The organism is Burkholderia sp. BCC1988 (assembly GCF_905339895.1).
Lineage (GTDB): Bacteria > Pseudomonadota > Gammaproteobacteria > Burkholderiales > Burkholderiaceae > Burkholderia.
This window is the reverse complement of the sequence record NZ_CAJPHA010000019.1, coordinates 107,458-121,301: the sequence shown is the minus strand read 5'-3', so window position 1 is coordinate 121,301 and position 13,844 is coordinate 107,458. Positions and strand designations below refer to the sequence as shown.

At 69.7% G+C, this 13,844-nt stretch carries 14 protein-coding genes; 9 read left to right on the top strand and 5 right to left on the bottom strand.

Annotated features, from left to right (window positions below):
- Positions 1-4 precede the first annotated feature (4 nt).
- From U4012_RS25620 to U4012_RS25580, 9 genes are all read left to right on the top strand, one after another.
- Complete coding sequence (locus U4012_RS25620; protein ID WP_321802122.1) at positions 5-766, top strand: DUF3106 domain-containing protein; 762 nt, start codon at positions 5-7, stop codon at positions 764-766.
- Between the two features lie 6 nt (positions 767-772).
- The gene (locus tag U4012_RS25615) at positions 773-1,285 is read left to right on the top strand and encodes an RDD family protein (protein WP_321802121.1); all 513 of its coding nucleotides are present in this window, start codon (positions 773-775) and stop codon (positions 1,283-1,285) included.
- 260 nt (positions 1,286-1,545) lie between these two features.
- Complete coding sequence (locus U4012_RS25610) at positions 1,546-2,484, top strand: UDP-2,3-diacylglucosamine diphosphatase (protein ID WP_044844678.1); 939 nt, start codon at positions 1,546-1,548, stop codon at positions 2,482-2,484.
- Positions 2,485-2,514: 30 nt separating this feature from the next.
- Positions 2,515-3,549 (top strand): glycosyltransferase family 4 protein, encoded by a 1,035-nt coding sequence (locus U4012_RS25605; protein WP_044844679.1) that lies wholly within the window; start codon positions 2,515-2,517, stop codon positions 3,547-3,549.
- Positions 3,546-4,082 carry a diacylglycerol kinase gene (locus U4012_RS25600; RefSeq protein ID WP_044844680.1) on the top strand — a complete coding sequence of 179 codons (537 nt, stop codon included), beginning with the start codon at positions 3,546-3,548 and terminating at the stop codon, positions 4,080-4,082. Before U4012_RS25605 ends, U4012_RS25600 begins: the two co-directional genes overlap by 4 nt.
- Positions 4,083-4,274: 192 nt before the next feature.
- Positions 4,275-5,030, top strand: coding sequence for a TetR/AcrR family transcriptional regulator (locus U4012_RS25595; RefSeq protein ID WP_044844681.1), 756 nt, complete (start codon positions 4,275-4,277; stop codon positions 5,028-5,030).
- Positions 5,027-5,608, top strand: coding sequence for a TIGR00730 family Rossman fold protein (locus U4012_RS25590; RefSeq protein WP_044844682.1), 582 nt, complete (start codon positions 5,027-5,029; stop codon positions 5,606-5,608). Before U4012_RS25595 ends, U4012_RS25590 begins: the two co-directional genes overlap by 4 nt.
- 22 nt (positions 5,609-5,630) lie before the next feature.
- Positions 5,631-6,392 (top strand): SDR family oxidoreductase, encoded by a 762-nt coding sequence (locus U4012_RS25585; RefSeq protein ID WP_124522480.1) that lies wholly within the window; start codon positions 5,631-5,633, stop codon positions 6,390-6,392.
- Between the two features lie 228 nt (positions 6,393-6,620).
- Positions 6,621-8,516, top strand: a complete 1,896-nt coding sequence (locus tag U4012_RS25580; protein WP_257772868.1) for an ArnT family glycosyltransferase — start codon at positions 6,621-6,623, stop codon at positions 8,514-8,516.
- 101 nt (positions 8,517-8,617) lie between these two features.
- Here the strand turns inward: U4012_RS25580 and U4012_RS25575 are convergent, their stop codons facing one another.
- The 5 genes from U4012_RS25575 to U4012_RS25555 all read right to left on the bottom strand — a co-directional run bounded on the left by U4012_RS25575 (position 8,618) and on the right by U4012_RS25555 (position 13,750).
- Positions 8,618-9,235: a DUF924 family protein gene (locus U4012_RS25575; protein ID WP_321802120.1), complete on the bottom strand. Its 618-nt coding sequence runs from the start codon at positions 9,233-9,235 to the stop codon at positions 8,618-8,620.
- Positions 9,232-9,963, bottom strand: coding sequence for an alanyl-tRNA editing protein (locus U4012_RS25570; RefSeq protein ID WP_124487219.1), 732 nt, complete (start codon positions 9,961-9,963; stop codon positions 9,232-9,234). Before U4012_RS25570 ends, U4012_RS25575 begins: the two co-directional genes overlap by 4 nt.
- A 104-nt stretch (positions 9,964-10,067) precedes the next feature.
- A complete protein-coding gene (locus U4012_RS25565; protein ID WP_044844686.1) occupies positions 10,068-10,478 on the bottom strand; it encodes a group II truncated hemoglobin in 411 nt (136 codons plus the stop codon).
- A 42-nt stretch (positions 10,479-10,520) separates the two neighbouring features.
- Entirely contained in the window at positions 10,521-13,136 is a 2,616-nt protein-coding gene (locus U4012_RS25560) for an ABC transporter permease (RefSeq protein WP_415750404.1), read from the bottom strand.
- Positions 13,133-13,750, bottom strand: a complete 618-nt coding sequence (locus U4012_RS25555; protein ID WP_040144699.1) for a DUF4126 domain-containing protein — start codon at positions 13,748-13,750, stop codon at positions 13,133-13,135. The genes U4012_RS25560 and U4012_RS25555 overlap by 4 nt, the downstream gene beginning before the upstream one ends.
- Positions 13,751-13,844 lie beyond the last annotated feature (94 nt).

The following is a 13,844-nucleotide window of genomic DNA, read 5'->3' as shown; positions in this document are numbered from 1 at the left end:
ACGGGTGAGTCAGAAACGCGGCCTGGCCGTATTTTTCGGATGCGTGATCGCGATCGCCATTTCCTACGTCGCCACCTATTCCCGATTCAACCCGCCCCCCGCGACGGTCTCCGCCGCGGCCAGCAGCGCGCCCGCGCCGACCTCGGCCGCAGCCGGCCTGACCACCGAACTCACCCCGCTGCCCCTGCCGCTGCCGGCCGCCAATGGCCCGCTGTCGTGGGCGCGCCTGACGCCCGCGCAACGCGAGGCACTCGCGCCGTTCGCCGATCAGTGGGATGGCTTCAGCGATGCGCGCAAGCGCAAATGGCTGAAGATCGCGTCCCGTTTCGCGAAATTGACGCCCGATGAGCAGAAGCACCTGCAGGACAGGATGTCCGAGTGGGCGCGGATGACGCCCGAGCAGCGCCGCGTCGCGCGCGAGAATTACCAGAGCGCGAAGGAGCTTTCCGCGCAGGCGCGCGAGCGCGCATGGAAGGCCTACCAGCAACTGCCCGAAGAACAGAAGCAGCGCCTCGCCGCGACCGAGCGCCGGCGCCGGCCGAGCGTCGTCAGCGCGCCGCCGACCGTCGCCGACCGCGACGTGCGCCGCCTCGTCAATTCGCACGAACATCCGGCGAGCAACCCTGTTGCGGCACCGGCGCCCGCATCGGTCGGCGCCGGCGCGCCGCCGGTGACCGCATCGGCCACGTCCGGCACCGCCCCCGCACCCGCGACCGTCACGCCCGTGTCGCCGGCCGACGCGCCGTCGATGTTCAAGGGTTCCTGACCCGCCGTGGCAAGCGCCCCCGCACCCGAGGCCCCGGCCGTCGCCGCCGCGCCGTCCGTGCGGCGGCGCCTCGCGGCGATGCTGTACGAAGCCGTGCTGCTGTTCGGCGTCGTATTCTTCGCCGCCCTCGCCTTCAGCCTCGCGACGCAGCAGCGCAACGGCCTCGTCCATCACAACCTGCTCGCCGCGTGGATCGCACTCGTCGTCGGCGCGTACTTCGTCTGGTTCTGGACCCATGGCGGCCAGACGCTGCCGATGAAGACCTGGCGGCTGCGGCTCGAATCGTCGAGCGGCCGGCCGCTGAACGCCGGCCACGCGCTCGTCCGCTACGCGCTCGGCTGGCTGTGGTTCCTGCCGCCGCTCGCACTGCATCCGCTCCTCGGCCTGTCGGTACCCGTCACGCTCGCGCTCGCCGCCGCGTGGATCATCGTATGGGCCGGCGCCGCCCGCCTGCATACCGATCGCCAGTTTCCGCACGACCGCATCGCCCGCACGCGCGTCGTCGCGATTCCGCGCTGACCCGCGCGGTTCGCGTGATCGCGGGACGGCTTCGTGCATTCGTGCTTCCGTCAGACAAAACCCCTCGAAACCGCCCGCACGCCCGCCCCGCGCGCCTTCCACGGTAACCGCAGGCCGGTCGGTTCTGCAGGTTACGCAACACCGCCACATTCACTGCTAAACACGCCGCGACGACAGTAATAAGAACGTCTCGTGACTGTCACGGCATGGTCACGCCCGCATGGCGCAATGCCGGTAATGTCAACCGGCGCGAGTCATGCATGGGCCAGAAAACGTCCGCGACCTCCCTGTTCCGTCAACCGCTCGGCGCCCGCGCCGTCACCGCCTTCCTGTCCGGCTCGGCCGCAACCGATGCCCTTTCGCCGCACGAACCGGCGGCCGCACACGTCACGCAGCGCGACGACCCCGAGCCGTCCACGCATCGCTACCGCACGATCTGGCTGTCCGACATCCATCTCGGCTCGAGCGGCTGCCAGGCGCCGTACCTGCTCGATTTCCTGCGCCACAACGATTCGGAATACCTGTACCTCGTCGGCGACATCATCGACGGCTGGCAGCTGAAGAAAGGCTGGTACTGGCCGCAGGCGCACAACGACGTCGTGCAGAAGGTGCTGCGCAAGGCGCGCAAGGGCACGCAGGTCGTCTACATCCCGGGCAACCACGACGAAGGCGCGCGGCAGTTCTGCGACCTCGCGTTCGGCGACATCCAGGTGCGCGGCGAGGCGTTCCACACGACGCTCGCCGGCAAACGTTTGTGGATCGTGCACGGCGACCTGTTCGACGGCGTGATCCAGCACGCGAAATGGCTCGCGTATCTCGGCGACACGCTCTACACGCTGATCCTCGTGCTGAACCGCTGGTTCAACCGGATCCGCAGCCGGCTGGGCTTCCAGTACTGGTCGCTGTCGCAGTACCTGAAGCACCAAGTGAAGAACGCGGTGAACTTCATCTCGCAGTTCGAGACCGTGATGACCGACGAGGCGCGCCGCCGCGGCTGCGACGGCGTCGTGTGCGGGCACATCCACAAGGCGGAGATCCGCGACATCGACGGCGTGCTGTACTGCAACGACGGCGACTGGGTCGAGAGCCTGTCCGCGCTCGTCGAAACGATGGAAGGCGAACTGAAGGTCGTCTACTGGACGGCGATGCGCACCGCGCCGTCCGCTGCCCCGTCGCGCAAGGCCAAGGCCACTGCCTGACACAACTCCACTTACAGGACACATGCCGCGATGAAGATCATGATCGTCACCGACGCGTGGGAACCGCAGGTCAACGGCGTCGTGCGCACGCTGAAGAGCACCACCCGCGAACTCACCGCGCTCGGCCACCGGGTCGAAATGCTGACGCCGCTGGAATTCCGCACGGTGCCCTGCCCGACCTACCCCGAGATCCGCCTGTCGATCCTGCCGTACCGCAAGCTGCGCGCGCGGATCGATGCGTTCGCCCCCGATGCGCTGCACATCGCGACCGAAGGCCCGCTCGGCCTCGCCGCGCGACGCTATGCACGCGCGCGCAAGCTGCCGTACACGACCGCGTATCACACGCGCTTTCCGGAATACGTGCAGGCGCGCTTCGGGATTCCGCTGTCGGCGACCTACAAGTTCCTGCACTGGTTCCACGGGCCGTCGCTCGCGGTGATGGCGCCGACCCCGGTCGTGAAGCAGGACCTCGAGAAGTTCGGCTTCACGAACGTCGTGCTGTGGACGCGCGGCGTCGATCTCGACATCTTCCGGCCGATGGAGTCGAAGGTGCTCAACACCGCCCGGCCGATCTTCCTGTACGTGGGCCGCGTCGCGATCGAGAAGAACGTCGAGGCGTTCCTGCGCCTCGACCTGCCCGGCTCGAAGTGGGTCGCGGGCGAAGGTCCGGCGCTCGCCGAGCTGAAGTCGCGCTACCCGGAAGCGAACTATCTTGGCGTACTGTCGCAAGCCGAGCTCGCCAAGGTGTATGCTGCGGCCGACGTGTTCGTGTTCCCGAGTCGCACCGACACGTTCGGCCTCGTGCTGCTGGAGGCGCTCGCGTGCGGCACGCCGGTCGCCGCCTACCCCGTCACGGGCCCGATCGACGTGCTCGGCGGGGGCGCTGCCGGCGCGATGCACGAAGACCTGCAGGAAGCCTGCCTGGAGGCGCTGAAGATCGAACGCGAGACGGCCCGCGCGTGGGCCGAACGCTTCTCGTGGCGCGCGGCGTCCGAGCAGTTCGCGTCGCATCTGAAGCCGCTGCCGAAGACTGCGTACTCGCCCGCCGAAGGTGCCGCCGTTTGAAACGAGACCTGAACGACAAGACCCCGTCCCCTGCCATCACGGCGCCACTGCATCGTCCGTTCGACGAAGAAGAGCCGCACGCCGACGCGGACGTGCACCCGCACGAACCGCTCGGCCCCGACGATCGCCTGGCGCCGCTGCCGCCGAACCCGTACAAGCGCCACCGCGGCATCACGCGCGCGTGGTACGCGCTCAAGCATTCGCTGAACGGGTTTCGCGTCGCGATCCGCGAGGAGAGCGCGTTTCGCCAGGAGCTCACGCTCGCCGCGCTGATGCTGCCGATCGGTGCGTTCTCACCGGTCCCCGCCGCATCGCGCGCGCTGCTGATCGCGTCGGTGCTGCTCGTGCTGATCGTCGAGCTGCTGAACTCGAGCGTCGAGGCCGCGATCGACCGCATCTCGCTCGAGCGCCACGAATTGTCGAAGCGCGCGAAGGACCTCGGCAGCGCGGCGGTCACGGTCGCGCTGTTCGCGTGCGTGACGACGTGGGGCTTCGTGCTCGGGCCGGTGATCGCCCGCTGGCTCGGCTTCTAGCAATCCCCGCGACGCCGCCTGCGTGCGGCGGCGCACCATGCGCCGAACGCATCGCGATCACGAAATGCGCCCGATGCAAGGAAACCGCGGTTTATAATCGTCCGCCAGACTTAGAACAGCAACCCGCGCCGGACGAATCCCGCAGCATCGATTGCAGCGCCCGCCAGTCCGGCACACACAGGGCCGGACGACATGGAAGCGAAACCTCCCCGCCGCACCCGCGAACGGATTCTCGAGTTGTCGTTGAAACTCTTCAACGAGATCGGCGAGCCGAACGTCACGACCACGACGATCGCCGAGGAAATGGAAATCAGTCCAGGCAACCTGTACTACCATTTCCGCAACAAGGACGACATCATCAACAGCATCTTCGCGCAGTTCGAGCAGCAGATCGAACGGCGGCTGCGCTTCCCCGAAGATCACCGTCCGACGATCGACGAGACCTGGTCGTACCTGCAGTACATGGCCGATTTCATGTGGACCTACCGGTTCCTGTATCGCGACCTCAACGACCTGCTCGCGCGCAACCGCACGCTCGAGACGCACTTCAAGCAGATCATCAGCCACAAGGTGCGCTTCGCGCACGAGATGTGCGAACTGCTCGTGTCCGACGCCGAAATGGTCGCGACGCCCGCCGAGATCGAAGTCATCGCCACCAACATGGCGGTGATCTCGACGTACTGGCTGTCGTATCAGTACGTGATGCATCCGCGCAAGTACAACGACCAGGACGCGATCCGCGAAGAGCTGCACCAGGTGAGCATGCACGTGATCTCGATCATGGCCCCGTACCTGCGCGGCCGTTCGCGCCAGCTGTTCGACGATCTCGTCTCCGGCAAGCTGCCCAAGCGCCAGTTCACCGACTACCTGCCGCCGCGCGACGGTTCGCCGCGCCCCGCGGGCAGCCCGGTCGCCGCCAAGCCCGCCGCGAAGGATACGAAACAATGAAGGCAGTCTGTGTTTACTGCGGCTCGTCGTCCGGCGTGCGGCCCGTCTATGCGGACGCCGCACGCGCATTCGGCCGCGCGCTCGTCGATGCGGGCCTCACGCTCGTCTACGGCGGCGGCCGCGTCGGTTTGATGGGCGTGATCGCCGATGAAGTGATGGCGGCCGGCGGCCGTGCGGTCGGCGTGATCCCCGAGTTGCTCGTCGACAAGGAAGTCGGCCATACGGGGCTGTCCGAGCTGCACGTCGTACCCGACATGCACCACCGCAAGAAGATGATGGCCGACCTGTCCGACGCGTTCGTCGCGATGCCCGGCGGCGCCGGCACGCTCGAGGAATTCTTCGAGGTCTATACGTGGGCGCAGCTCGGTTATCACCGCAAGCCCGTCGCGCTGTACAACATCGATTCGTTCTACGATCCGTTGATCGCGCTGCTGCGCCATACGGTCGACGAAGGCTTCATGCGCCCGGCCTACTTCGACGCGCTGTGCATCGACGCCGAACCGGTCGCGCTGATCGAACAGCTGCGCCGCTACCAGCCGCTCGCCCAGGACAAATGGGCAACCGACGCGGCCAAGTAACCTTCATCAGGAGCCGCACGCGATGCCCGCACCGTCCGAGCGCAAGGCCGTCCTCATCACCGGCGCGAGCCGCGGCATCGGCCGCGCGACCGCCGTGCTCGCGGCCGGGCGCGGCTGGGACGTCGGCATCAACTACGCGCGCGACGCGGCGGCCGCCGAACTGACCGCGCAAGCCGTTCGCGACGCCGGCGCGCGCGCGTGCGTCGTCGCCGGCGACGTCGCGAACGAAGCGGACGTCATCGCGATGTTCGATACGGTCGCGACCGCGTTCGGTCGCCTCGACGCGCTCGTCAACAATGCGGGGATCGTCGCGCCGTCGCTGCCGCTCGCCGACATGCCGGTCGAACGGCTGCGGCGGATGTTCGACACCAACGTGCTCGGCGCCTACCTGTGCGCGCGCGAAGCCGCGCGCCGGCTGTCCACCGATCGCGGCGGGCGCGGCGGCGCGATCGTCAACGTGTCGTCGATCGCGTCCCGGCTCGGCTCGCCGAACGAGTACGTCGACTACGCGGGCTCGAAGGGTGCGGTCGATTCGCTGACGATCGGCCTCGCGAAGGAACTCGGCCCGCACGGCGTACGCGTCAACGCGGTGCGCCCCGGCCTGATCGAGACGGAAATCCACGCGAGCGGCGGCCAGCCGGGCCGCGCGGCACGCCTCGGCGCGCAGACGCCGCTCGGCCGCGCCGGCGAAGCGCAGGAGATCGCGGAAGCGATCGTCTGGCTGCTCGGCGACGCGGCGTCTTACACGACGGGCGCCCTGCTCGACGTCGGCGGCGGCCGGTAATCCCGCCCCAAAAGGCGGAAAAACGGCCGACCGCGGCCGTCCGTGGTCACGACACCACAAATCTCCACAATATCGCGGCTGTTTCAGTAAACATCCGTAACGGTTCCGTGTTCTACTAGCGCCAAGCCAAAAACGGCCGGTCATCCGGCTGTCATTTCGCCTCGATGCGACCCTTATTGGTCCCGGCCCATGTCGCCGGACCGGCTTGACCCGACCGAGATCTTTTCCATGCCAGGAACCGCAGCGCCCGGCCGGCGACGCACGGCCGTGCCCGCTTCGGCCGCGCACGCACGCTCAGCCGCCGATCCCAACCTCAGCGCGACACTCGATGGCGCCGGCACGCCTGCCGTGGCCGGCGCCGCCGCACCGAACGCCACCCGCGATCGCGTCCTCCGGCTCGGCTGGCGCGTCTGGCTGCTGGTTGCCGCGCTGGTGTGCGCGTATACGCTGCCGGGCGTGCTCGGCCACGATCCGTGGAAGCAGGACGAAACCTATACGTTCGGCATCATCCAGCACATGCTCGAGACGGGCGACTTCGTCGTGCCGACCAGCGCCGGCCAGCCGTTCATGGAAAAGCCGCCGCTCTACGCATGGGTCGCGACGAGCCTCGCGTGGCTGCTGCAGCGGGTGATGCCGCTGCACGACGCGGCACGGCTCGCGAGCGCGCTGTTCGCGGCGCTCGCGTTCGGCTTCATCGCTCGCGCGGCCCGCAGTGCCGGCCGGGCCGACAGCTGGCTCGACCTGCGCGTGATCGGCCCCGTCGTGCTGAGCGCGGGCACGCTCGTCGTCATCAAGCACGTGCACGACATGATGACGGACGTCGCGCTGTTCGCCGGTACCGCAATGGGCTTCTGCGGCCTGCTCGAGCTCGTGATGCGGCACGTCGCGCAGGCGCGGCAGATGCGGCACGGGCTGCCGGTGCGGCCGTCCGGCCGCTGGGCCGCGCCGCTCTTCGGCGCGGGTGTCGGCATCGCGCTGATGGCGAAGGGGCTGTTCGTGCCGCTCGTGTTCGCGGCCACGCTCACGGGCGCGCTGGTGCTCTACCCCGCCTGCCGTACGCGCGCGTTCGCACGCTCGCTCGGCGTCGCCGCGCTGGTGTTCGCACCGTTCGCGCTCATCTGGCCGACCGCGCTGTTCCTGCGTTCCGAGACGCTGTTCATGACGTGGTTCTGGGACAACAACGTCGGCCGCTTCTTCGGTTTCTCGGTGCCGGAACTCGGCGCGGAAAACGACAAGCCGTTCTTCATCCTGCGTGCGTTCCTGCTGCTCGGCTTCCCGGTCGCGCCGCTCGCGATCGTCGCGCTGGCGCGCGGCGCATGGCGCGACTGGCGCACGCCGCGCATCGCGCTGCCCGTGCTGTTCGCCGGGATCGGCCTCGCGGTGCTGCAAGTGTCCGCGACCTCGCGCCAGCTCTACATCCTGCCGTTCTTCGCGCCGCTCGCGCTGGTCGCCGCGCAGGCGATCGAACGCCTGCCGCGCGGGCTGCATCTCGCATGGGACTACCTGAGCCGCCTGCTGTTCGGCACCGTCGTCGCGCTCGCGTGGATGATCTGGGCGGTCATGGCCGATCCCGGTGCATCGCGTGCGAACCTCGCGGTGCTCGGCCGCTGGCTGCCGCTCGACTGGACCATGCCGATCGTGCCCGGGCTCGTGATCGGTGCGCTCGCGCTGACGGTCGGCTGGCTGTCGCTGCTGCCGAAGCTGCGCACGACCGGCCTGTGGCGCGGCGCGCTGTCGTGGGGCGCAGGCGCGCTGGTCGCGTGGGGTCTCGTTTATACGCTGCTGCTGCCGTGGCTCGACGTCGCGAAGAGCTACCGATCGGTGTTCGACGACCTGAACGCGCATCTCGCGCTCGAGTGGAGCGACGGCGACTGCATGGCGAGCCTGCACGGGCTCGGCGAATCGGAAGCGCCGATGCTGTACTACTTCTCCGGTATCCAGCACACGCCGATCGACGACGCGAAGACGACGCGCTGCACGTGGATGATCGTCCAGGGCGTGCGGGCCGTCGATCCGGCACCGGGCAGCGAATGGAAACTGTTCTGGACCGGCGCCCGCCCGGGCGACGACGAGGAGCTGCTGCGCGTCTACGTGCGCACGCCCGAAGCGCACGAAACGAAGTAATGCAAGGCGGCGCCGCGAAACGGCGCCGTCGTCATTTCCGCAAGACCAGGCAAGCGGCGCGCGAGCGCGGCTTCATGCCCGCCATCCCGCCACCCTGCCCGTCAAAACGACGAGCCGGGCTCGCGCAGGAATGCCGCCTCCGCATCGGTCGATGCACGACCGAGAATCGCGTTCCGGTGCGGAAAACGGCCGAAACGCCCGATCACGGCCGCATGACGCAACGCGAAGTCGTGATAGCTCGCACACCCGGCCTCGCCGCGAATGCCAGCGCACAGGCGCACGGCCTCGCGCTGGCTCGCGTCCGACTCGTCATGTTCGAACGGCAGGTACGCAAACGCGCGGTGATGGCCGCTCGGCAACTGCGCGTCCCACCCGGCCGCGACGACGCGCCGCGCAAGCGCCAGCGCTCTCGGATCGGCGGCGAACGCGCGCGGCGTGCCGCGATGAATGTTGCGCGAGAACTGGTCGAGGACCACGATCAGCGCGAGCGCGCCGAGCGGCGTGTCGGCCCAGTGATCGCACGCGCCGTCGCACGCGGCGTCGAGCACCGCACCGTAGCGCGTACGAAGCACGTCGTCGAACGCCTCGCCGCCGTTGAACCACACCTTGCGCGCGTGGCCGAACGCCGCCGAATCCGGTTCGCCGAACCAGAAATCGAGAATCTCGCGCGCTTGCGGATCGAGCGCCGCGGCGCTGTCCGTCAGGTTGTCGATCGTCATGCAAACTCCAGCACGAGGCGCCGTGTCCGCGCACTCTTCTTTTCAAGTCTGGCGACCCGCAGGTCGCCGATTTCCGACGTATTGCGCACATGCGTGCCGCCGCACGGCTGCAGATCGACACCTTCGATGCGCAGCAGCCGTACGCGGCCCAGCCCCAGCGGCGGCTTCACGCTCATCGTGCGCACGAGTTCGGGGCGCTCGGCCATCTCCGCGTCGGTGATCCATTCGGTCGTGACCGCATGCGCGCCGTGGACCAGTTCCGCGAGACGGCGCTCGACGTCGACGCGGTCGATCGTGTCCGACGTCGCGAAATCGAGCCGCACGTAGTCGGCCGTCACGCTGCAGCCGTCGACCGGGTAAGGCAGCACCGCGCACATCAGGTGGGCGGCCGTATGCAATCGCATGCGCCGGTAGCGGCGCAGCCAGTCGATGTCCGCGACCACGCGCGCGCCGGGTGCGAGCGCCGCGACGCGCGCTTCCTGGCCCGCCTCGGGCACGTGCACGGCATCGTCGGGGGTTGCGCCTTCGAACTTCGCCTTGCGCGTGTCGACGATCGCGATCGTGCTGCCGTCGGGCAGCGTCAGCGTGCCGCTGTCGCCGGCCTGCCCGCCGCCGAGCGGATAGAACACGGTGCGGTCGAGCCGGATGCCGTCTTCGCCGACGGCCGCGACGACGGCCTCGCACTGCGTCAGATAGGCATCGTCGCGAAACAGGGCCTGGGTCATCATCGGGCGAACCTCGTATCGATGGGGAAACGACCAGTGTCGCGCTGCACCGCGCCGGCCGCCCAGACGCAGTTCGCCCGGCGTCCGGACAGCGGCGTACCGGTCGATCAACCGGGCCGGTTGCGCATCCAGTCGGCCGTGTCGTAGAACGAATGCATGAGCCGTTCGCGCAGCGGCTCGGGCAACCCGACGTCCTCCATCGCCCACGCCATGCAGCGCAGCCACTGATCGCGCTCGACCGACGCGATCGGGAACGGCAGGTGCCGGGCGCGCAGCCGCGGATGGCCGAACCGGCTGATGTAGTGATCGGGGCCGCCGAGCCAGCCGCACAGGAACCAGAACAGCTTGTCGCGCGAGCCGTCGAGCGACGCCGGATGCAGCGCGCGAATCTCCGCGAACTCGGGCTCGAGGTCCATCAGGTCGTAAAAACGGTCCACCATCTCGCGCACGCGGGCTTCGCCGCCCACGAGCTCGAACGCCGTCGGCTGCGACGGCGCTTCATCATTCACATCGGTCATACGGATAATCGGAAACGGGATAGTCGGGGCCGCCGGCGACGCTCAGGCGTCGCGCAGCGACTGCAGCGCCGGGCGCCGCAACACATTATGCAGGCTCAGCCAGCCGGCCGCACCGGCGCACGCGACGCCGGCCGCGATGCCGGCCGGCACGAGCCACGGATCGACGGCGAGCCGGAACTCGAACACGCGCGACGCGAGCACCCAGCCGACCGCGATCGCCCCCGCCGCAGCCAGTGCGCCGGCCAGCGCGCCGACGACGATGAATTCCGCGCGCTGCACCGCATTGACCTGCGCGCGCGACGCGCCGAGCGCGCGCAGCAGCGCGGCCTCGCGCACGCGCTCGTCGCGCGAGCCGGCCAGCGCCGTGTACAGCACCAGCACGCCCGCCGCGAGCGTGAACGCAAACAGGAACTGCACCGCGCCGACGACCTGCAGCATCATCCTTTGCAGCTGCGCGAGGATCGGCGCGATGTCGATCGCGGTCAGGTTCGGGTAGCGCGCGATCAGCGGATCGAGCAGCGCCGCCTGCTCGGCCGGCAGGTGGAAGCTCGTCAGGTAGACGGCCGGGAAATCCTTCAGCACCGGCGGCGGCATCAGCACGAAGAAGTTGACGCGGGACGTGCCCCAGTCGAGCTTGCGCACGCTGGTGATCGGCGCATCGACCGTCAGCCCCGTCACGTCGAAGCGCAGCGTGTCGCCCGGCTTCACGTTCAGCGTCTGCGCCAGCCCGGCCTCGATCGAGATCTGCGGGCTGGCCGAATTGCCGAACCAGTCGCCTGCGACGATCCGGTTGTCGGGCGGCAGCTCGGTCGTATACGACAGGTTGAACTCGCGGTCGACGAGCCGGCGCGCCTCGTCGGACGGATACGCGTCCGGGTTCACCGGCTTGCCGTTGATCGCGACGAGCCGGCCGCGCACCGTCGGCGCGGGCACCGCATCGCGCACGCCGTGCGCGGCGAGCCACGCCGCGACGTCGTCGCGCTGGTCGGGCTGGATGTCGATCAGGAACTGGTTCGGTGCATCGGGCGGCATCGACTGCCGCCAGCCGGCGACGAGATCGTTGCGCGTGATCGCGATCAGCAGCAGGCACATCAGGCCCAGCGCGAGCGCGGTGATCTGCAGCGCGCTCGCCGTGCCGCGCCGGTGCAGCGACGCGAGCGCATAGCGCCAGCCGATGCCCGCCGCCACGCGCGCATCGCGCACCGCGCGCGCCGCCGCGTACAGCACGAGCCGGGCGATCAGCGAGAAACCGACCAGGGCGCCGGCGAACCCGCCCGTGACGATCAGCCCGAGCTTCAGGTTGCCCGCCGCGACGATCAGCAGCCCCGCAAACAGCACGACACCGAGCGCATACGCGGCCCACGCGGTGCGCGACGCGTCGCCCCAGTCGCGCCGCAACACGCGCACCGGCGGCACGCGCGTGAGCGGCGCGAGCGGCGGCAACGCGAAGCCGAGCAGCAGCACGAGCGCGGTGCCGATACCGACGAGCGCGGGCCAAAGCGTCGGCGGCGGCAGCGCGACGTCGATCAGGCCGCCGAGCGCCGCCAGGAGCGCCCAGTGGCCGCCGTAGCCGAGCACCGCGCCGGCGACGCCCGAGACGATGCCGAGGCCGGCGAATTCGAGCGCGAACAGCGCGCCGAGCGTGCGCCGGCTCACTCCGAGGCAGCGCATCGTCGCGCAGCCGTCCAGATGGCGCCGCATGTAGCGCTGCGCGGCCATCGCGATCGCGACCGCCGCGAGCAGTGCGGTCAGGAGCGCGACGAGCGTCAGGAAATGGCGCGCACGATCGAGCGTCTGGCGCACTTGCGGCTGGCCTTCCTGCAGCGATTCGAGACCGACGCCGCGCAGCTTGCCGCCGTCGACGCGCCCGTGCGCATAGGCCTCGAAGCGCGCGACGGCCGCCGGGTCGCCGGCGACCAGCAGCCGGTACGTGACGCGGCTGCCGTAGCCGGTGAGCCCGGTCGCGGCAAGCTCGTCCGCGCGCATCATCAGCCGCGGCGAGAAATTGACGAACGAGAAGCCGCGATCGAGTTCGCGGGAGATCGACGCGGCGACCGTGAACGTGCGCAACCCGACACGCACGGTATCCCCCGCCTTCAGATGCAAAGCATCGAGCAGCGCGGGATCGGCCCACACGGTGCCGGGCGCGGGAATCGCGGCCGCCTTGTGCGCGGCGGCGGTGCCGGCCGGCACGATCTCGACCGCGCCGCGCAGCGGATAGCCGGGCGACACGGCCTTCACGGCCGCGAGGCGCGCGGGCGCCGCGTCGCTCGCCTGCCCGCCGGCGGCCGACGCGATCATGCTCGGGAAGATCGCGGTCGTCGCGGTGCGCAGGCCGAGTGCGCGCGCCTCGCGATCGAACGACGGATCGACGGGATGGTCGGCACGCACGACGAAATCGGCGCCGAGCATCTGGCGCGCGTCGCGCTCGAGCCCCTGGCGCAACCGGTCGGCGAGGAAACCGACGCTCGTCAGCGCGGCGACCGCGAGCACCAGCGCGAGCACCAGCAGCGTCAGTTCGCCGGCACGCCAGTCGCGTGCGGTCATCCGTGCGGCCTGGCGGATCAGGTCGTGCCAGCCGAAGCGGCCGGCATGGCCGGGCCGCCCGGCCGGCGAAGGGTCAGGATGCTGCCGCTCGGCGGTTGACGGCGCCTTCAATCGCGCTTGCCCCCGATCGAGTTGAGCCGCGACACCATGTGGTTCGCCATCCCGCGGAAGCCGCCCGACACGCCGCGCCACAGACGCGGCAGCGCCCAGGCCGACGCCGCGATGAACGCCGCGAGCAGCACGAGGAATGCGAGCGGAACGAAGAACGCGAGTGCGAGGCCGCCGAACACGAGGCCGTCTTCGGTGGACGATGCGACCCAGTTCGAGATCGGCTCGGGAGACAGGTTGATCAGCGCGCGCGTGCCGGCCTTCGCGACGTGCGCGGCACCGGCGAGCGAGCCGCCGGCCAGCCCGGCGACCGCGAGCACGGTCGGGTCGGCATGGCCGAGCGCACCGGCGGCCAGCACCGCGCCGGCCGGAATGCGGATGAAGGTGTGGACGGCGTCCCACAGCGAATCGAACGCGGGAATCTTGTCGGCAAGGAATTCGGTGACGGCGAGCACGGCGGCGGCGCCGATGACCCACGGCGACGTCAGCACCGCCAGCGTGTCGGGCAAATGGAGCCAGCCGACCCGCGCGAGCACGCCGGCGATCAGCACCGTCAGGTAAAGGCGCAGCCCGCTCGCCCACGCGAGCCCCGCGCCGAGCGAAATGGCTTCGATCATGGCCCTCTCCTTGCACTTTCCGTGCGCTTTGCCGATTGATCGGATCGAGTCGGTATGACCGGCCGCGCGGCGCGTGGCAACCGGTGCCGCCTGC